Annotated in this window: 19 protein-coding genes; 4 read left to right on the plus strand and 15 right to left on the minus strand. The window is 53.9% G+C overall.

Features of this window, described 5'->3' with window-relative positions:
• Positions 1–7: 7 nt before the first annotated feature.
• Entirely contained in the window at positions 8–520 is a 513-nt protein-coding gene (rfaH, locus tag OR573_11845; GenBank protein XGA79188.1) for a transcription/translation regulatory transformer protein RfaH, read from the plus strand.
• A 230-nt stretch (positions 521–750) separates the two neighbouring features.
• Here rfaH and OR573_11850 read toward each other — a convergent pair whose 3' ends face one another.
• The 5 genes from OR573_11850 to OR573_11870 all read right to left on the minus strand — a co-directional run bounded on the left by OR573_11850 (position 751) and on the right by OR573_11870 (position 6453).
• Positions 751–1605, minus strand: a complete 855-nt coding sequence (locus OR573_11850) for an Rpn family recombination-promoting nuclease/putative transposase (GenBank protein ID XGA79189.1) — start codon at positions 1603–1605, stop codon at positions 751–753.
• A gap of 293 nt (positions 1606–1898) precedes the next feature.
• Positions 1899–2681: a 3'(2'),5'-bisphosphate nucleotidase CysQ gene (gene cysQ, locus OR573_11855; GenBank protein XGA79190.1), complete on the minus strand. Its 783-nt coding sequence runs from the start codon at positions 2679–2681 to the stop codon at positions 1899–1901.
• 81 nt (positions 2682–2762) lie between these two features.
• Entirely contained in the window at positions 2763–4667 is a 1905-nt protein-coding gene (gene cysN, locus OR573_11860; GenBank protein XGA79191.1) for a sulfate adenylyltransferase subunit CysN, read from the minus strand.
• The gene (gene cysD, locus OR573_11865; GenBank protein ID XGA79192.1) at positions 4667–5569 is read right to left on the minus strand and encodes a sulfate adenylyltransferase subunit CysD; all 903 of its coding nucleotides are present in this window, start codon (positions 5567–5569) and stop codon (positions 4667–4669) included. The genes cysN and cysD overlap by 1 nt, the downstream gene beginning before the upstream one ends.
• On the minus strand, positions 5566–6453 hold the full coding sequence (locus tag OR573_11870; protein XGA79193.1) for a helix-turn-helix domain-containing protein: 888 nt from the start codon (positions 6451–6453) through the stop codon (positions 5566–5568). Before OR573_11870 ends, cysD begins: the two co-directional genes overlap by 4 nt.
• Before the next feature lie 137 nt (positions 6454–6590).
• On the opposite strand from OR573_11870, the gene OR573_11875 reads away from it, so the two are divergent.
• Positions 6591–8318, plus strand: a complete 1728-nt coding sequence (locus OR573_11875) for an SLC13 family permease (GenBank protein XGA79194.1) — start codon at positions 6591–6593, stop codon at positions 8316–8318.
• Between the two features lie 152 nt (positions 8319–8470).
• Here OR573_11875 and OR573_11880 read toward each other — a convergent pair whose 3' ends face one another.
• From OR573_11880 to OR573_11920, 9 genes are all read right to left on the minus strand, one after another.
• A complete protein-coding gene (locus OR573_11880) occupies positions 8471–9223 on the minus strand; it encodes a phosphoadenylyl-sulfate reductase (GenBank protein XGA79195.1) in 753 nt (250 codons plus the stop codon).
• A gap of 213 nt (positions 9224–9436) precedes the next feature.
• Positions 9437–10129: a transposase gene (locus OR573_11885; protein XGA79196.1), complete on the minus strand. Its 693-nt coding sequence runs from the start codon at positions 10127–10129 to the stop codon at positions 9437–9439.
• Between the two features lie 156 nt (positions 10130–10285).
• Positions 10286–11326, minus strand: a complete 1041-nt coding sequence (locus OR573_11890) for a glycosyltransferase family 1 protein (protein XGA79197.1) — start codon at positions 11324–11326, stop codon at positions 10286–10288.
• A 40-nt stretch (positions 11327–11366) separates the two neighbouring features.
• Positions 11367–13637, minus strand: a complete 2271-nt coding sequence (locus OR573_11895) for a glycosyltransferase family 2 protein (protein ID XGA79198.1) — start codon at positions 13635–13637, stop codon at positions 11367–11369.
• 134 nt (positions 13638–13771) lie between these two features.
• A complete protein-coding gene (gene glmS / locus OR573_11900) occupies positions 13772–15619 on the minus strand; it encodes a glutamine--fructose-6-phosphate transaminase (isomerizing) (protein XGA79199.1) in 1848 nt (615 codons plus the stop codon).
• Between the two features lie 250 nt (positions 15620–15869).
• Complete coding sequence (locus OR573_11905; GenBank protein XGA79200.1) at positions 15870–16175, minus strand: nucleotidyltransferase domain-containing protein; 306 nt, start codon at positions 16173–16175, stop codon at positions 15870–15872.
• 137 nt (positions 16176–16312) lie between these two features.
• Positions 16313–17650 carry a phosphoglucosamine mutase gene (glmM, locus tag OR573_11910; GenBank protein XGA79201.1) on the minus strand — a complete coding sequence of 446 codons (1338 nt, stop codon included), beginning with the start codon at positions 17648–17650 and terminating at the stop codon, positions 16313–16315.
• A gap of 191 nt (positions 17651–17841) precedes the next feature.
• Complete coding sequence (locus tag OR573_11915; protein XGA79202.1) at positions 17842–18195, minus strand: type II toxin-antitoxin system PemK/MazF family toxin; 354 nt, start codon at positions 18193–18195, stop codon at positions 17842–17844.
• Between the two features lie 83 nt (positions 18196–18278).
• Positions 18279–18425: a DUF2281 domain-containing protein gene (locus OR573_11920; protein ID XGA79203.1), complete on the minus strand. Its 147-nt coding sequence runs from the start codon at positions 18423–18425 to the stop codon at positions 18279–18281.
• A gap of 159 nt (positions 18426–18584) precedes the next feature.
• On the opposite strand from OR573_11920, the gene OR573_11925 reads away from it, so the two are divergent.
• Positions 18585–18881, plus strand: a complete 297-nt coding sequence (locus OR573_11925) for a type II toxin-antitoxin system RelE/ParE family toxin (protein XGA79204.1) — start codon at positions 18585–18587, stop codon at positions 18879–18881.
• Between the two features lie 3 nt (positions 18882–18884).
• A complete protein-coding gene (locus OR573_11930) occupies positions 18885–19199 on the plus strand; it encodes a putative addiction module antidote protein (protein ID XGA79205.1) in 315 nt (104 codons plus the stop codon).
• A gap of 263 nt (positions 19200–19462) precedes the next feature.
• On the opposite strand, the gene OR573_11935 is transcribed toward OR573_11930, so the two are convergent.
• The gene (locus OR573_11935) at positions 19463–20317 is read right to left on the minus strand and encodes a UTP--glucose-1-phosphate uridylyltransferase (protein XGA79206.1); all 855 of its coding nucleotides are present in this window, start codon (positions 20315–20317) and stop codon (positions 19463–19465) included.
• Positions 20318–20327: the final 10 nt, after the last annotated feature.

A 20327-nucleotide genomic window follows, 5' to 3' on the forward strand; every position in this document is an offset into this window, starting at 1 on the left:
ATTGTCCATGTCCGTGTCTATCAATAACCCGGAACCCGCCTGGTACGTGATTCAGTGCAAAGGGGGAGAATCATTCCGGGCGGCGGAAAATCTGGGCAACCAGGCCTACGACGTTTTTCACCCGGTGCTGAATACCCAGCGAAAACGCAGCGGCAAACTGACCACCGTCTGTGAACCGCTGTTTCCGCATTATCTGTTTATCCGCCTGGATCAGATTGCCAGCAACTGGCGTCCGATTCGCTCAACCCGAGGAGTCCTCAGGCTGCTGACCTTCGGCGACACCCCGGTGCCCGTGTCCGATGCGCTGATTGAAACTCTCAAACAGCAACCCCACAAGCAGGAAGGCATCCACAGCTACTTCTCCCCGGGGCAAAAGGTCACCATTACGGAAGGGCCGTTCAAGAACCTCGAAGCCATCTTCAAAAGCACCAAAGGCGAAGAGCGCGCCATCGTGCTGATCAACATGCTCCAACGTCCCCAACACATCGAAATGGGTGTACATCAACTGAGCAAGGTGTGAGGCGGATAAAACCGCTATTCCCGATACCTGCCACACCCCACTCGTCATTCTCGCTACTCCCCACCCCCGTCATTCCCGAAGGGGGTTATCGGGAATCCACCTTCGAAAGGTAACGACAGGTCAGTTAGCCACGAACCCTCACAGACGGCACGGACAAACCCTTTTCGTTTTTTATTGGTATTTTTAGTTTTGAAATTGTTCGTGTTTTCCGTGAGAGTCCGTGGCCATTTTTACTCACCATGCCGCCGCAACGTCTTGACATCCGATTCGCTGAGCCCTGAGGCAGTGGCAATCTGGGCATCAGTCAGCAGCCCCATATCAATCAGGTTTCGCGCCACTGTTTCGCGTCCTTGTTCCAATCCTTGTTTCAAGCCTTCTTGCCTGGCATCGCTCAGCAGCGAGACTTCATCATGTAGGGCCCGTTCCCGCACAAAAGCAAGGCGACGGGTTTCTTCATCTGCACTCAGTTCTCGGATACGGCTCATGGCCCGTTTAACCGGTTCATGCGACACATTGGCCATGGTAAGTTCCTCCTGCCAGTGTTTGAAGAAAATGATCCAAGCGCCGAGAGGGCCTTCTGCCAGACCCAGACGATCCGCCTTATTCAATTCGATCAGGTTCATCTGCAGCGTGTTCCCAAGCGTTACCTCAGGTTGGTGTTCATCACGCATTTCAAACCGCCAGATGGCTTGCGCCTGCTCATTTTCATTCGCGGTAAACAGATCAAAGTCGAGCAGATGTAAACCCACTGAGGCACGCAGATCCTGATAATTCTCACCGGTGCTCAATTGGCGGCTCAAGGTACGGGCCAGATAGAATAAGCCGCGTTTGTGCCAGGCGTTATATCGGCGTACCTGCACCTCAACATTATAGCAGTCCCCCGCATTATCACGCGCCAGCACATCGAGGATAATGTATTTCCCCGTCAACTCGACCGGCTCAATGTTGGGATTAATGATCTCGACGGAAACAATACCGGGCAGATCAGGGCGCAAATCGTTAATCAGCTCGACCAATAACGTGGGAGCCTCAGCAAATAACCGCTTGAAGACATAATCATTGGTAGGGTCCAGTAATTCGTTCATACGCATCCATACTTTTATAGTTTTCACTAATATTAACACAATACCGTATGATAACGGCACCAAACCGTCATTCCCGAACACCCCCAGTACCCGTCATTCCCGAGTGGGGTTATCGGGAATCCACCTTGACCTTTTCAGCCTAAGCCACCAAACCCAAGGTCAAAATGGATTCCCGCTAAAAGTCTGCGGGAATGACGGGGCGGCAGCAGTCTACGGGAATGAAAGAACGGCGGAGTATGCTGGAATGACATAGGGCGGGGCATACTCACCACTCACCATTTACCACTCACCCTTCACGCCTCACCACAGCCCCATACAATAAAATGCGGGTTGAGTTTTTCAGCGGGTGTGGCGTAGCTCAGTGGCGTGCCTTGCAGGGTTTCTACCCGGCCACCGGCCTGTTCGACGACGGCGTGGGCGGCGGCAGTATCCCACAAACAGGTGGGGCCTAAGCGTGGGTAAACATCTGCTTCCCCTTCGGCGATGGCGCATAGTTTAAGCGAGCTGCCCATCGGCACCATTTCATGCGCACCGAGCTGATCCAACCAGGCGGCCAGATCCGGGCTAGGGTGAGAACGGCTGCCAACCACACGCCAGGAGGAGCCAGCGGCGGGCTTGCCTGCCACCTGAATCTCATAGCGCTGGCCATTGTCATCCACCTTGACGGCACCAAGGCCCTGAGCGGCCAGGTAGGCGGTTCCCAGAGCAGGCGCGATGACGACGCCCAGCACCGGCTTGCCATGCTCAATCAAGGCGATATTGACGGTAAACTCACCGTTACGCTTGATAAATTCCTTGGTGCCATCCAGCGGGTCAACCAGCCAATAGCGGCCATCGTTATCTACCCCTGTAAAACCCGCTTCGTCTTCTTCCGACAGCACGGGGATTCCATGAGGCAAGGCGTTCAGGCCTTTAACGATAATCTCATTGGCGGCTTTGTCAGCTTCGGTCAAGGGGCTCTTATCTTCTTTCTCTTCGACACTGAATTCCCGCGCGTAGACGGTCATGATCGCCTCGCCTGCCTCGCGGGCAATCGCTTCAATGCTTTCCAGCAGCGCCTGGTCAATTATTGCCATGTTCTTGTCCTTGCGATGGTGTGTCGCTCAACCCATAAAAAACCCGCCAGCCAGGGGCCAGCGGGGAAAGTCAGTCCGCTATCAGTTAATCAGACCGCGTTCACGCAGCGCCTTGATAACCGCATCTGCGGCTTCTTCCGGCTGCATTTTTTCCGTATGCAGGTGAATTTCCGCAGACTCAGGTGCTTCGTAAGCAGAATCAATCCCGGTGAAGTTCTGCAACTCACCGCGACGCGCCTTCTTGTACAACCCTTTGGGGTCGCGCTCTTCAGCAACATCCAGCGGCGTATCAACGAAGATCTCGATGAATTCACCCTCGTCCAGCAGGTCGCGCGCCATACGGCGTTCGCTGCGGAACGGTGAAATAAAGGCTGTCAGCACAATCAGGCCAGCATCCACCATCAGTTTGGCTACTTCAGAGACACGGCGGATATTCTCGACCCGGTCTGCGTCGGTAAAGCCAAGATCGCGGTTCAAGCCATGTCGCACGTTATCGCCGTCCAGCAGATAGGTATGCTGACCCTGAGCATAAAGCTTCTGCTCAACCAGGTTGGCAATGGTTGACTTGCCTGCCCCAGAAAGGCCGGTGAACCACAAGACCGCTGGCTTTTGCACCTTGGCTTCAGCGCGCTGCGGCTTGCCGATATCCACGTGCTGCATGTGAATATTCTGGCTGCGGCGCAGAGCAAAGTTGAGCATGCCCGCCCCGACCGTATTGTTGGTCATACGGTCGATCAGGATAAAGCCACCGGTGTCCTGATTTTCCTTGTAGGGGTCAAACGCCACCGCCTTGTTCAGGCTCAGGGTGCACACACCAATGGCATTCAGATCCAGCTGCTTGCTGGCGGTATGCTCCAGGGTATTGACGTTGACCTGATACTTGATGTCCGTGACGGTCGCCGACACCGTCTGAGTGCCCAACTTCATCAGGTAAGGGCGGCCAGGCAGCAGCGGCTCGTCATGCATCCATACCAGCGAGGTTTCAAACTGATCAGCAGTTTGCGCGGGCGAATCCACACCAGAAATGATATCGCCACGGGAGATATCAATTTCATCTTCCATCAGCAGCGTGACCGACTGCCCCGCCACGGCCTGCTCCAGGTCGCCATCATAGGTATAGATGCGCGAGACCTTGCTGGTACTACCTGACGGCTGTACGCGAATTTCATCGCCCGGCGTGATCACACCGCTGGAAATCATCCCGGTAAACCCACGGAAATCCAGGTTCGGACGATTGACCCACTGAACGGCCATGCGGAAGGGGTTGCGCTGCAGACGCTCGTCATCCACTTCCACGGTTTCCAGATACCCCATCAGGGTCGTGCCGTGGTACCAGGGCATTTTCGCGCTATGCTCGATAACGTTATCGCCCTTGAGCGCCGACATCGGGATGAAGGTAATATTCTCCAGGCCCAACTGCTTGGCAAACTCGCGGTATTCTTCAACAATTTCATCGAAGCGCGCCTTGGAGTAATCGACCAGATCCATCTTGTTGATGGCCACAACCACCCTGCGCATCCCCATCAGCGACATCAGAAAGCTGTGGCGACGGGTCTGGGTCATGATGCCGTGACGCGCATCCACCATCAGGATGGCGGCATCCGCATTGGAGGCACCAGTGACCATGTTACGGGTGTACTGTTCGTGCCCGGGCGTATCCGCGACGATAAACTTGCGCTTATCGGTGGAGAAAAAGCGGTAGGCAACATCGATGGTAATGCCCTGCTCACGCTCTGCCGCCAGGCCATCCACCAGCAGAGCAAAATCCATATCCCCGCCCTGAGTGCCATACTTTTTGGAGTCCGCTTCGATGGAAGCCAGTTGGTCTTCAAATAGAAGCTTGGATTCAAACAGCAGGCGGCCAATCAGGGTGCTCTTGCCGTCATCAACGCTGCCACAGGTGATAAAGCGCAGCAGCCCCTTACTCTCATGGGACTTCAGGTAGCCCTCGATGTCGGCGGCGATCATATCGGATGAATGTGCCATTAGAAGTAGCCCTCCTGCTTTTTCTTCTCCATCGAGGCCGCGCTGTCGTTATCGATCACGCGCCCCTGACGTTCTGAGGTATTGGTTAACAGCATTTCCTGAATAATCGCCGGCAGCGTGTCGGCTTCCGACTCAATGGCGCCGGTCAGCGGGTAGCAGCCCAGGGTACGAAAACGCACCTTGCGCATCATCGGCACCTCGCCCGGCTCCAACGGCATACGCTTGTCATCGACCATGATCAGGGTGCCATCACGTTCAACTACCGGACGCTCGGCAGAGTAGTAAAGCGGCACAATCGGAATGTTCTGCAGATAGATATACTGCCAGATATCCAGCTCCGTCCAGTTGGACAGCGGGAAGACGCGAATCGACTCACCCTTGTGCTTGCGGGTGTTGTAGATTTTCCACAGCTCAGGGCGCTGGTTTTTCGGGTCCCAGCGATGCTGGGCGGTACGGAAAGAGAAAATACGCTCTTTGGCGCGGGATTTCTCCTCGTCGCGGCGGGCGCCCCCAAAGGCCGCATCAAAGCCGTATTTATCCAGCGCCTGCTTGAGGCCCTCGGTCTTCATGATTTCAGTATGAATGGCCGAACCATGGGTAAACGGATTGACGTTTTTCTCAACCCCTTCAGGGTTGATATGCACAATCAGCTCCATGCCGATATCACGCGCCATATCATCACGGAATTCGTACATGGCACGGAATTTCCAGCGCGTATCGACGTGCATCAGCGGAAAAGGCGGCGGGGAAGGCGCAAACGCCTTACGTGCCAGGTGCAGCATGACCGCACTGTCCTTGCCAACAGAATAAAGCATCACGGGATTATCGGTCTCGGCGACCACTTCCCGCATGATCTGGATGCTTTCTGCCTCCAGACGTTGTAAATGGGTAAGGGATGTCATCGTTTTACCTGCTTGCTATTGGAATCAGGGTTGTTGGAAGCCCGGTTATTAGAAACACAGCCATTGGAAATACGGTTATTAAAAACAGCACTTTTTGAGCCAGCGCGAACAGATTCGCCAGGCACCAGGCCAATATCGGCGGGTACAGGCACCAGCCAGAAATCCCGCTGAGCGGCCAGCCACGCCGTTAGCTCAGGGGCAGCGCTCAAGGCAGCACCGTGAAACACCAGCGCAGCCGGGCCATTGGCGGCCAGTGCCTTCAGCGTTGTCAGATAATCCTCGGCCACCGGCGGACGCCTGAAACAGCGCATCCACAACCGGCCACGAGAACCATGTAAATAAATTTGATAGAGGGAGCCATCAGGATGTGACAGATGGCGTACCCCGCCTTGCCAGCGCTGCGCGGCGCTGTTGAGCTGTTTGAACACAGGGGCGACCGCCTGGCGATACCAGCGGCCACGTGTTGAGCGCTCCTTGCTCAAGGAACCCAGCGGCCAGGCCTCGCGCTTCAGATGCTCTTCCTCCCACCAGTGCTCCACCGCGCGCTGGCTAACCGGATGGCCATGCGCTTTTTCCAGGTACTGCGCCAGATCGGCACTATTCCAACCGGGTTCGCCTACAGGTGGCAACTCATACAGGCGGTGCCATAGCGTTGCCTTCAATGCAGCCGCCAGCACATTGGCCTGCCCTTTATGGCGACCGCGAGGCTGAACGGGTACCGCCGCCCATCCTCCTTCACGAAACGCTTTCCAGGCAGCAGAAACCGTTGGTGCAGAAAGCCCCGTGCGTTCACATGCCTGCACTACAGTGAGACCGTCCAAGCGCAGCTGAACCGCTTTGATGCGGCGCTCATTCAGCTTTTCAGGCGGTAAATGTTTAGTCATTTAAAATTCTTTAACTTACTGTTATGCGTGCATAAAAATTACAAATAAACGCTATTTCAAATCAACTGTTAGACACCATCATAAAAGGCTGCGTAAAATTGAGCAAGTCACTCGTTTACATGCAAGGATAATGACCAATGACGCCCTGGGCGGTTCTCGTTTCCATCGCTGTGCTGCTTGCCAGCCTGATCAGCGGAAAAGTCAAGCCAGCGACAGCCTTTGTCAGCCTGGCAGGCGCCTACCTGGTCGCTGGCCTGGTGGATACCTCCGTTCTGCTGGCCCAATACACCAATCCGGCGTTGGCAACGCTATTGCTCTTGTTGCTGGTATCGCTGGCCCTGGAACGTTCCCCGCTGCTTGACTGGCTCTCCAGCCACCTGCTCAAGGGCAGCCCACGCTTTGCAACGGCGCGCCTGATGGGCACCACAGCGGTGCTCTCTGCATTTCTGAATAACACGGCCGTGGTAGCGGCCTTTCTGGGGGCCATATCGCGCCAATCGCGTATCGCCCCTTCGCGTTTGCTGATTCCGCTGTCCTATGCCTCCATTCTCGGCGGCGTCACCACCCTGGTCGGTACTTCCACCAATCTGGTGGTCAATTCTTTCTATCTGAACGCCAACGGCAGCGAGCTGGGCATGTTCCAGTTTGCACTGGTCGGGCTGCCCGTGGCCCTGATCACCTTTGGTGTATTACTCTGGCGCGCTCAGAAACTGCCTCACCATCACCCTGAAGACACCGATGAAAAGCTCTCCTATTTTCTGGCCGCCGACCTGCATGCCAACTCCCCTATGGTGGGTAAAAGCATTGAGGACAACGGCCTACGCCGCCTGGAAGGGCTTTACCTACTGGAAATCGAGCGCAATGGCCGCCTGATCAGCCCAGTGGGGCCGGATGAACTGCTGCAACCCGACGACACCCTGGTGTTTACCGGCGAAACCAACAAGGTTCAGGCCCTGCAGCGCTTTCCCGGCCTGACTCTGTTTGGGCATCAGGCCGACGATGTGCTGGCCACCAACCTGGTGGAAGTGGTGATTTCCCATGAATCAGAACTGCCCGGCAAAACCCTGCAGGATGTGGATTTCCGCAGCATGTTCAGCGCAGGCGTGGTGGGCATCAGGCGGGGAGAAAAGCGTCTTGAAGGGCAGCTGGGCAAGATTCCACTGCGCGTGGGGGATTGCTTACTTCTAGCAGTCAGCGCCGACTTTCGCCAGCATCGCAATCTGGACCGCAACTTCCACCTGCTCAGCGGCAGTTTCAAACGCCCCCAACTCAATCGGCGTGAGAGCCTGCTGACGCTCAGCGGTTTTATGGCCGTGATCGGGCTTGCGACTTTCAACCTTTTACCGTTATTCCACGGCCTGATGCTGCTACTTGGCGGTTTACTGGTAGGCAAGGTGCTCAGCGTCACCGAATTGCGCCGCCGCTTTCCGTTTGAGCTATGGCTAATCATTGGCTCAGCACTGGCCATCGCCCAGGCGCTGGAAGCCTCAGGCGCTGCGGCCCTGCTCACGGAAGGCATGCAGGCCATGTTCAGCGGCTATGGGATCTATGCGGCCTTTATTGGCTGCTACCTCCTCACCCTGCTATTGACCGAAACCGTCACCAACAACGCCGCTGCAGCATTGGCGTTTCCCGTGGCCTGGAGTACCGCCCAAGCCTTCGGCGCCGACCCGCTACCCTTTGTCATGGCCGTTGCCTACGGTGCCAGCGCCTGCTTTCTGATTCCCTTTGGCTACCAGACCCACCTGATGGTCTACTCGCCGGGGCGCTACCGCATCAGCGACTTTCTAAAAACCGGTTTGCCCGTCAGCCTTGTCTACTCCGCCGCCGTGCTGATCCTGACCCCACTGGTGTTTCCGTTTTAGTGAAAACCTTATTGGCCACGGATGAACACGGAAAAAACCGGATAAGGTCAAAATCTAAAAATTAAACGGTTTTAAGGATTTAAGGTTTTATCCGTGACTATCCGTGTTCATCCGTGGCAAAAAATCCGTGGCTAAAAAAGTTTGCGTGAAGGCTAAACATGCAAACCACATTCACGCTGCAGGCCGAAGAAGCGGGTATCTTCTTCCTGCATGCCGGGGCGTAGGGGCTGGCTGGTGTGCCAGTCGCCGACGGTCACGTAGCCTTCTTCCCACAGTGGGTGGTAGGGCAACTCATGGCGGGTCAGGTAACGGTGGATATCGCGGTTATCCCAGTCAATCAGCGGGTAGACCTTATAGCGGCCATCCTGACGCTGCTCTACTACCGGGCGGGCCTGACGGGAACCGGATTGTTGGCGACGTAACCCGGCGAACCAGGTGCCCACCTGAAGATCTTCCAGTGCCTGCTCCATAGGCGTAACCTTCATCAGCTGGTTGTAGCCGTTAATCCCCTCGGCACCCTGCTCCCAGAGTTTGCCGTAAAGGGTTTCCAGCCGCGCGGGCGACATCTGTGGGGTCACGACCTTCAGATTCAGCTGCAAGCGCTCAGTGAGGGTATCAATAAACTGATAGGTCTCTTTGAACAGGTAGCCGGTGTCCACCAGTAACACCGGCAGGTCTGGCTTGATCCGAGTCGCCAGATGCAAGAGAACAGCTGACTGGATACCAAAGCTGGAACTCAGTACAAAAGCCCCCGGCAGGTGTTCCAACGCCCACTCAACCCGCGCCTCGGCAGGCTGCTGTTCCAATGCTGTATTAGCAGCAGCCAGCTCAGCGGACGATGGCTCAAAACGGGTGATGCCAGAAACAGGTAATGCATGTTCAGTGTGATGGGCGGAAAACGCCATGATCGCACCTCCTCTGTTGAAAGATGGAGAATGCCACCATCATAGACCGCCAACACAAAGAACATAAAAGAATAAAAAATAATTTTATGATTCTTTTAAAGAATATAAATAAATGGGGTCAGATCCGAATTAATTATCTTACGTTCTTTGCCAGAGCTAAAGTCTTTAAATTAATTCGGATCTGACCCCATTTATTTCTTGCATTTATTTCCTTTATTTCCGCCACCCAAGCGGTCTGCCACGCTTACCCTCACTTAATTTTTTACCGGTAAGAGCTTCAACTTCTTCAACAAAACGCCCATTGCCTAACACTAGCCCTTTGTTTGAGGCATTTCGAATATCCTCCAACAACTTGCCCTCTACCTGATACCTGAAAAGCTCCCGATAATTTTGCTGCCGCTGTTCGTCTGTGTTGCCTAACGTCAGGTACAGCGGATGAGGTGTCAGCAGCTTTATTCGCTTTCCCAAACCATTACCTTGGTAGCTTGACCAGCGGTAATCAGCGGGATCCACCACCATTCCTGCTCTAACCGGGTTTAGCTCGATATAACGGTAAAGCTGTAACAAATAGGATTCTTCCTGAACCAGGCAAGACCTGAAACGCCCTTCCCACAAGGTCCCCGAACGCTGATAACGGCGGTTGAAATACTGAACATAACGACGCCCAACAAATTGCATTAATTGCGAAACAGCATTCGGTGTTTGAGGAGTGCACAGCAGATGGACGTGATTACTCATCAACACCCAGGCATGCACTGCCACATCAAACTGCTTTGCATAATCCTGTAACCAGGCTGCATAAGCCTCCATATCCTCATCGCTGGTAAAAATAACCTGACGGTTATTGCCCCGCTGGATAATGTGTTCCGGTACTCCCGGCAATGACACCCTTGGCTTTCTTGGCATAACGCTCAACCTCCATTACAAAAAATAAAGAGGGTCAAAATAAATAGAAATAGAAATAGAAATAAATAGGGTCAGATCCGAATTAATTTAAAGATTTTAGTCCCGGCAAAGAACGTGAGATAATTAATTCGGATCTGACCCTATTTATTTTGCTATTTATTTTCTCCCCAAACGCTGCCAGAAATCTGCGGCGTGGTCTGGGTCACCCAGGCGTCTGGCGTCCGCAGCGGCGGTGCGGGCCATTTCAGCGGTCGCAACAGGATTATCCAGTAATTCCTCAATGGCGGCTTGCCAGGCGACTGGGTCATCCTCCACCAGGAGCCCATTTTCAGCATGCCTGACGATCTCAGTGTAAGGGTAACGCTTGGAATAGATCCCCACCCCGCCCATGGCTGCTATATCCAGAAACTTGATAAACGACTTGCCTTGGTTGAAGGGCGAGTCCAGCAGCGGCGCCAGCCCAATATGCACCTGATGACTGGCCTGATAGCGACGAAAAGCAGGCCAGGGAAGTGGCTCAGGGGTTGCTACACCTGGCAGCTCACGCAGCGCCTTGGGCGTATATTGGCCCAACATCACCTCCAGCGCGGTATCTTCCCGCTGTTGCTGAATATTCTCTAACCCAGGCGCAATATGCTCCAGGTCACCAAGGTGGGCACGGGTGCCATAAAAACCAATACGCCAGGGTGTCTGCGATGAAGGCGGCTGTTCAAGATGTGTCTGGTAAGGCAAGGCAGCAATCAATGGCGGCGTCAGCACGGAGACCGCCCCGTGGCGCGCACGAAAGCGCTCAGCCAGCTTTTCACTACAGGCAACCACCTCATCACACAGCGCCAGCAAATCAGGCTGGCACCGGGCAATGCCTGCCATACGCCGGCGATAATGCTCAGGCAACTTAACGTCGTTGGCCGCCGCTTCGATATCATCATCAATCAGATACACCACACGCCCGAACTGCTCCCGGTGTGCCTGAAGCCAGGCGATCCAGAGCATCGGTAAAGAACGGCAGATAATCAGGTTGACACCCCACATCCTGCGCATCAGCTTCTTGGCCAGAAAGCCCCGCCAGCCGCGCACATCCAGGCGCCCTGCGTCTATTTCCCACGCACGCAAAAGGGGCGCGGCTGATTCAAGGAAGTAGATATCCTCGGTCGGCCGCGCCCCATCGCTTAACACTAACCAGCGCTCACTCCTCACTCCTCACTCCTCACTCCTCACTCCTCACTCATTATCCAGCCTAACGCAGCGAAAAATCCTCATAAGCCAAGGTAAGATTAGGGTTATAGGCAGGATCATGATTCAACAGATCACTCCAGGTTCGACGCATATAAGCCATTTCCCTCAATCTTCGAGTGCGCTTTTTAGGCGTATTATCAGCCCCACGCGAAATCGATTCATGATGATAAAGTTCCGCATAGGGCGTCCACAGATTTCGATATCCCGCTTTGTAAACCTTCAGGCATAGGTCCACATCATTGAAGGTAACCGCCAGTTTCTGCTCATTTAGCCCGCCCACTTCTTCGAATACGTCCCTTCGCACCAAAAGACAGGCGCCGGTAACCGCCGTCAGATTCTGGGTCAGTTTCAGTCGGCCGCAATAACCCTCCGCCTGACGCGGGAAGAAGCGATGCGCATGGCCAGCCACGCCACCCAATCCAAGAATAACGCCACCGTGCTGCAGGGTTCCGTTCGGGTAATACAGCTTTGCCCCGACACAGCCTATGTCAGGGCGTAATACCTGCCCGACCATCTCGCTCAACCAATCGCCATTGATCGGCTCAATATCGTTATTCACCATGCCAATGATGTCACCATTAGCGTGACGTACACCGAAATTATTAATCGCCGAATAGTTAAACGGATGATTCCAGCGCAATACCCTGACACGTGAATCTCGCGCTTCAACATCAGCCAGATAAGCCAATGTTTGCGGGCAAGTGCTCTGGTTATCAAGAATTAAAAGCTCGAAGTGACGATAGCTTGTCAGTTGCAGAATACGATCAACACAGGGCCTGAGGATATCGACACCATCGCGGGTAGGCACCAACAAGCTGACCAGCGGTGGCCTTTCACCGAGGGGCCAGCGGACATGAGCGCTGAAAGGTAACTGGCCATTACTCACCCTGGCATTACATCCTGGTAAAACGAGCTGTACCCAGTCTTCTACCAGTGAAGGCGTATGATCCGAGCGCTTCTGGTCTGCTTCATGATGAGCAATATGGCGATGATACAGCATCCAGGGTAAATGCTTGACCGCTCCCACTGTCGAGGTTTCCCGTTGAGACAGCCAAGCCAAAAAACGCAATGCCCGAGCATAGTCCAGATCATCACGCCGCATATCACTACGCACACGCCCACCGATCTCCTGATAAACTTCAAGGCGCCATAAGATACGTCGTTTATAGACCGTCATTCTGCCAACGTAATGGGTCGAGAGTAGCAGATCGGGATTCCATTCAGGCTTGAAGGACGGCTGGGATCGCCGCTCTTCATTATCGACAACATCCTCATCGGCATAGAACAGCTGGCAGCTCGGCGCTTCAAGCCAGGCATCCGCTACACGGCTAAGTGCCTGCGGTGCAAGAATATCACCCGGCGATAAAAACAAGGTGCCTTCACCAAAGGATTGAATAAATGCATGACGCGTCAAGGCAGCTAACGAGGCTTGCTGACAAAGGCTCACATAGGCCGCGCTGGCGCATATATTGTGAGCCAGCAGACGAATGGCTGCTACCTGTTTGGCATTCAGCGTAGCAGGAAGCGCAATGCTGACCTCCCACTTGGAATAACTCTGAGCCATCAACGAAAGCAGTGTTTGCTTAAGGCCCGCCATACCAACGCGCTCAAACTCAACTTCATGCAAAGGCAAAAGAATGGCGAATGTAGGAAAAGTCTCCTTATCGAAACATAACCAATTTTCAGTCAATCGACATAAATCTGGCTCAACGTTGCTAATCCAATGGGTATAGCTATATTGGGTACTGGCACGCATGAAAGTCTGGGTATGTTCCGCCAGCGCCACACTCTTCCACCTACAGCCGCGCGCAACAGATTCACGGTGCAAGGCGCGTTTAACCTCACTAACCCCCATGCCTTTGTAATCAGGATGAATACTTGATAAACGTCGCGCCAACCGGTCATGAGCAAACCATGGCGTCAGCCACACCCAACGCAGGCGCTTCATCTTCAAGGTATTTGAAGCATTAGAGGTCGCCAGTGAAATACGCTTCACACCTAAAGGTATGAAAACAAGCCGTTTAGCTATTTTCCCCGGCTGAACAGGAATACCCAGTTGGAACTTTTTGTGGCGCGTTTCTACCAGAATGATAGCCACGCCATACATGGCACCTTCATCAACATGCAGTTCAATCATATTCCAGCCTGGCCAGGGCCGCTCGCCAACCAGATCAAATTGTAACTGATCCCCCGGCTTGCCAGGCTGAAGCGCAGGCTCACGATGCCAGAAAGGCTTTCCGGAGAATTGCTTGCTCAACCACCACTGTGCCACATCAGATGCCTTTACCGCCGTTCTAACCAAGCCATTTATAGCGATTTTTAGCATCGTCTGTGTTTACTCACTTCATTGCATAGTCAATCGATAAGCGTAACTCGCTCTATTTTGCAGGAAAGACTTCCTCGCTGTCACTCCACCGTCACACTTTTGGCCAGGTTACGGGGCTTGTCTACGTCAGTCCCTTTAACCAGAGCAACATGGTAAGACAATAGCTGTAGCGCCACCACATGCAATACAGGTGACAGCAAGCCATAATGCTCGGGCATCTGCAGCACATGGATGTTGTCACTTATCGTTACCTGACTGCCGCCATCGGCAAACACATACAGTTGACCACCCCGAGCGCTGACTTCCTGCATATTGGCCTTGAGCTTTTCAAGCAACTCATCATTAGGCGCCACGACCACCACCGGCATATCCGCGTCCACCAGCGCCAGCGGGCCATGCTTGAGCTCGCCAGCCGGATAGGCCTCCGCATGAATATAGCTGATTTCCTTCAGCTTAAGCGCACCTTCCAAAGCAATCGGATAGTGGCGACCACGCCCCAGAAACAAAGCATGGTGCTTGTTGGCAAAATGCTTGGCCCAAGCCTTAATGCTGGGTTCCAGTGCCAACACGTTTTCCACTGCGACCGGCAGATGGCGCAATTCATCAAGGTAGGCCTTTTCGTCCTGTTCGCTCAAACGCTGATTGGCCTTGGCCAGTAGTAGCGTTAACAGGAAAAGCGCGCTTAATTGAGTGGTGAACGCCTTGGTGGAGGCCACGCCGATTTCCGGCCCTGCGCGGGTAATAAAACGCAGCGCGGTTTCACGCACGATCGCGGATTCCGGCACGTTACAGATCGCGAGCGTGTGCGTATGCCCTTGCGCCTTGGCATGTTCAAGCGCTGCAAAGGTGTCGGCCGTTTCACCGGATTGGGAAATCACCACCACCAGATGGCGCGGGTTGGCCACACTCACCCGATAGCGATATTCACTGGCAATCTCGACATTGCATGGCAAGCCCGCCACCTGCTCAATCCAGTATTTCGCGGTCATGCCCGCATAGCTGGAGGTACCACAGGCAATAATCAGTACCGAATCTACCTGCTGAAACACCTCAGCGGCCTCAGCGCCAAAAATACCGGGCTCCAGCTTGCCCGCCCCACTGATCATCTCAAGCGTATTACCCAGCGCCTGAGGCTGTTCAAAGATCTCCTTCTGCATATAGTGGTTGAACTCACCCAGTTCGACCGCATTGGCAGAAAGGCTGGAAGTAACGACCTCACGCTCCACCGGCTGGCCATTAGCGTCTATCAGATAAATGGAATCGCGGGTCAGTTTGGCCACGTCGCCGTTTTCCAGGTACATCATGCGCTTGGTCACCGACAACAAAGCCGACGCGTCCGATGCCGCATAATGTCCATCGTCTGCAACACCCAGCATTAACGGTGAACCTTGACGGGCCACTATCAGGGTATCCGTTTCATCCTCACTGATCACCGCCAGTGCAAAGGCCCCCTGCAAATGCGCCACAGCACATTGCACCGCAGAGAAAAGATCAGCCACCGGCTCTGCCCCTTCAAGCTCACCTTTCAGGCAGGCACGGATCAGGTGCGCGATGGTTTCAGTATCCGTATCAGAGGTAAATTCATACCCCAGCGTTTGCAGCATGGTGCGCAGCGCTTCGTAATTTTCGATGATGCCGTTATGCACCACCGCCAGGCCAGCAGAAATATGCGGATGCGCATTATGCTCTGCCGGCACACCATGGGTGGCCCAGCGCGTATGCGCAATACCCACCTGCCCCTGAAGCTGCTGCTCAGCTACACGCGCCTCAAGCTCAGCCACACGCCCCTTGGCTCGGGCACGCTGCAAGCCGTTGTTAAGCACCGCAAGCCCTGCAGAATCATAGCCACGGTATTCAAGTGTTCTCAGGCCCTGAAGCAAAAAGGGAGTACATTCCGTTGCGCCGATCGCGCCGACAATGCCGCACATAGTTATTCCTGTTGGTAGTGAATGGTGAATCGATAATTAATGTGGATCTGACCCCTTTTACTTACAAGTGTTCTCAGCCCCTGAAGCAGAAAAGGAGTACATTCCGTTGCGCCAATCGCGCCGACAATGCCGCACATAGTAATTCCTGTTGGTAGTGAATGGTAAATAAAAGGGGTCAGATCCACATTAAATTTTTCAGTCTCTTTCCTGGCTCAGCAGCATCCATTAATTAATGTGGATCTGACCCCTTTTATTTAGAGAACAGCACCTTGCCGACGCGTTGGATATGCGTTCTTAGTTCATTGTTCTCAATCTGATCGTAGATAGACAGATCAATTTTATAAGGTAGCAGCAAGTCATCAAGCTCCATTTCCAAGCGATTAAATGCCTGCCAATCCAAGTTTCCTATCAAGGTGATGTCGATATCTGACGAAGCACGGTAATTACCCTTAGCACGTGAGCCATAAATCACTGCCTTCTGAATGCCCGGGTACCGTGCGAGTACGGATTGCAGTTTTTCAATATCGCCGAGCGATAGGCCAAAGCGAGAAGTCATGATGGCTTTCCTTTAAACCTGTCTGGCCACGGACTCTCACGGACGACACGGACAAGGACAAGAACAAAAAAGGTTTTTAGGTTTTCGTCCGTGTTTTCCGTGAGGGACCGTGGCCAAGAACCGTGGCTAAAACATTATCACCCCAGCGCATCGGCAATTTCACGGGCGCAGCGGTGCGCCATCTGGGCATCTTCGGCTTCTACCATGACCCTGATAAGTGGCTCGGTGCCCGATTTACGCAACAGCACACGCCCCGTTTCTCCCAGGTGCTTCTCAACATTGGTAACGGCTGCTTTAACCGCCTCGACATCCAATGGATCAACACCCTGTTCGGCCTGATAGCGTACGTTGATCAATGTCTGTGGCAGCTTGCGCATCCCCTGCTTGGCGGTATGTAGGTTAATGCCGCGCTTCTGCAACGACGCCAATACGCGTACTGAAGCAATAATCGCATCCCCGGTTGACGCATGATCCAGGCTCAACAGATGCCCTGAACCTTCCCCACCAATCCGCCAACCGGTTTCATTTAACTGCTCCATCACATAACGGTCGCCTACCTTGGCTCGCTTGAACGGAATGCCACGCTCAGCCAGCGCCAGCTCAAGCCCCAGGTTACTCATCTGGGTGCCTACAATGCCACCGGTGTAACCTTCTGCCTGAGCCTCACGCGCCATCAGAAACAGCAGTTCATCGCCGTCTACCTCGGCACCAGTGTGGTCCACCATCATCAGGCGGTCAGCGTCACCATCCAAGGCAATGCCCAGGTCCGCGCGCTTTTCGATAACTGCAGCCCGCAGGCTGGCCAGATCTGTCGCACCACACTGATGATTGATATTCACGCCATCCGGATGGTCGTGCAGGCTGATCACCTCGGCACCCAATTCACGATAGACGGCCGGCCCGACTTTATAAGCCGCTCCATTGGCGCTATCCACCACCACCCGCAAGCCGTTAAGATTCTGCTGGCCTGGAAAGTGGGATTTGCAATACTCGATATAACGGCCAGCAGCATCATCAATGCGCCGCGCCTTGCCCAGTTTTTCAGAGCTGACGCAGGTCATGCCCTCTTCAAACGCACGATCCAACCACAGCTCGATTTCATGCTCCTGCTGATCGGTCAGTTTCAGGCCAGATTGCGCAAACAGCTTGATGCCGTTATCGTAAAACGGGTTATGTGAAGCACTGATCACCACCCCCGCATTGGCACGAAAGGTGGTGGCAAGGTAGGCAATCGCAGGCGTCGGCAGCGGCCCGACCAAGGCGATATTCACACCAGCGGCAGAAAAGCCCGACTCCATGGCCGACTCCAGCATATAGCCACTCGCTCGGGTATCCTTGCCGATCAACACCTCACTAACACCTTCCGCCCCCAACACCTGGCCTGCCGCCCAACCCAGCTTCATGGCAAAATCCGGCGTCATCGGAAACTCGCCAACACGCCCGCGCACACCATCAGTACCAAAATACTTACGCATAAAAATCTAGCCTTAGAGTATTTTTGCTAATTGTAAACAAGTTTTGCAACGGATACACACGGAAAACACGGACGAAAGCCTAAAACCCCAAAAAATCTTTTAGTGAATTGTTCCTGTCCGTGTCGTCCGTGAGCGTCCGTGGCATAAAAAAAGGTTTTATCCGTGGTTATCCGTGTTCATCCGTGGCTGAACTAACGGTCACTCGCTACCCAAGTTCCCAGCCGATAACGAAGCTGATGTAGACGCGCATCGGAAAGTGTTCCTAACTGCCCCAACAGGAGAGCACCGTCTAACACCGCAAGCCGCGAGAGACGGAATACGCTAGCGACCTTTAAACCCGATGCAGAAAACGCTTCATCATCGGGCATCAGCACCCAGTCCAGGCTTGGATTACCCTGATGTAACTGAGACGACACCATGCACACCAACCAGTCATCCCAGGTGTCATTTAATTGACGCAGTAGAAGTACGGGGCGCTTCTTACTGCTTTTCAAATTCGTGTAAGGAAACGGCATCAACTCCGCAATCTGTCCGGCACGCTTCATTGCCAGCGTTCCTTCAAGTCATACTCGGAGTAGAGTTCTGGCTCCTCTTCAAGCCCACGCATGGCTTGATCCAAGCTCATGGCTTAAAACTGGTTCTCCGACCAATCGGCTTCGGCACTCTCAGGGTCTTCTCCATAGCGCTGCTCCAGAAAAGCGACAAAATCCATCACCTCTTGTTGGCGAACAGCGGGAAGACGGCTGACCTTAGCAATAAGCTCTTCAAATCGCATGACAACGACCTCGAAACGATATCACTTAATTAACATCAGAATAGCATAGCGGTAGCGCCTTCCGCAGACTCCACATGGCCGCGCTTAAGCCATAAGTTAGAGGTTTATGGCCGAGTGGACATAGTTGACATTCAGCCGCCTGCCAACTAGAGTTGACACATGATTGAGCTTATCAAAAGTGATGTCTTTGACCGATGGCTGCACGGCCTTCGAGACACTCAGGCCCGCGCCAAGATCTCGGTGCGGCTAAGACGCCTGAGCCTCGGCAACCCCGGCGATGTCAAACCTGTGGGTGAAGGCATCTCAGAAATGCGCATCCCTCATGGCCCCGGCTACCGAATCTACTACCTCAACAGAGGCCCTATCGTGGTGGTACTACTTTGCGGAGGAGACAAAAGCAGCCAGCCTAGCGACATTGAACAAGCCAAAGCCATTGCCAAGCAATGGAAGGAGTAAGCAATGACAGCTCAGCATCATGTAACATTTAGCCACTACGACGCCGCCGAGTACCTCCAAACGGAAGAGGAGATTGCCGCCTACCTGGAGGCCGTGATGGAGGAAAATGACCCTTCACTGCTCGCTGCCGCTTTGGGTGACGTCGCTCGGGCACGCAATATGAGCCAGCTGGCCAAGGAAGTTGGCATGAGCCGCGAGGGTCTCTACAAAGCACTCTCTGGAGAGAGTAACCCTGCCTTCTCTACCATCAACAAGGTTGCCAATGCACTGGGGCTGCAACTAACCATAAAACCGATGTCCCAGCCTCCGATTTCTTAAAGAGCCTCTCCCTTCCTGTCATCCCCACACCCGTCATTCCCGCAGGCTTTTAGCGGGAATCCATCTTGACCTTGGTTTTCGGGCTGCGGCTGGTAAGGTCTATATAGCCACGGACCCTCACGGAAAACACGGACGAAAACCTAAAACCCTAAAAAATCTTTTAAGGTTTTGTTTTTAAATTGTTCTTGTCCGTGTCGTCCGTGAGCGTCCGTGGCATAAAAAAAGGTTTTATCCGTGGTTATCCGTGGCAGGGTTGATAAGGGCTACACCTCGTACCCGGCCTCGCGGGCCAGCAGCGTATTTGCCTGCAGCCAGCCTTCGATATGGCCGCAATCAAAAGTGCGCCCGAGCATGCGGAATGCCTGCACGGTCTGGCCTTCCTGCATCAAGCGGTCGATGGCATCGGTCAACTGGATCTCGTTACCCGCGCCGGGCGGCTGATCGCGTAACAGTTCCATAATGCGATACGGTAATACATAGCGGCCAATCACAGAAAGGCAGGAAGGTGCTTCCTCAGGCGTGGGCTTTTCAACCACACCGCGCATATCAGCACTTTCACCGGCGGCAGGTTCATCACAATCCACAATGCCATAACGCTGAACGTCTTCTTTCGGCACGGCTTCCACCATGATCTGAGCCGCCTGATGAGCATTCCAAAGCCCCACCATATCGCCCAGGTCACAGGCGCTGCTTGCCACCTGAGGCTTGACCAGCACATCGGGCAAGATCACCGCAAAAGGCTCGTTTTCATCCAGCAAGTGAGCCGCACAGTAAATGGCGTGCCCAAGCCCCTGAGCATTAGGTTGACGCACGCTAGTCACTTTCAGCTGTTTGGGCGAAATGGCCGACAGCGTTTCAAGCAGGGCATTCTTACCCTTGCTGGCCAGTGAATGCTCAAGCTCAAAATGCGCATCAAAATGATCCTCAATGGCAGACTTGCCCGCCCGAGTCACCAGGATAATCTCGTTGATACCCGCTGCCAGCGCTTCTTCCACCACGTGCTGAATCAAGGGGCGATCCACGACCGGCACCATCTCCTTGGGAATAGCCTTGCTGATTGGCAATAGCCGAGTACCAAAACCGGCGACTGGGATAATGGCTTTACGCACTTTGGTCATGTGAACACCC

It is taken from the genome of Halomonas sp. CH40 (assembly GCA_041875495.1).
In the GTDB taxonomy this organism is placed as follows: Bacteria; Pseudomonadota; Gammaproteobacteria; order Pseudomonadales; family Halomonadaceae; genus Vreelandella.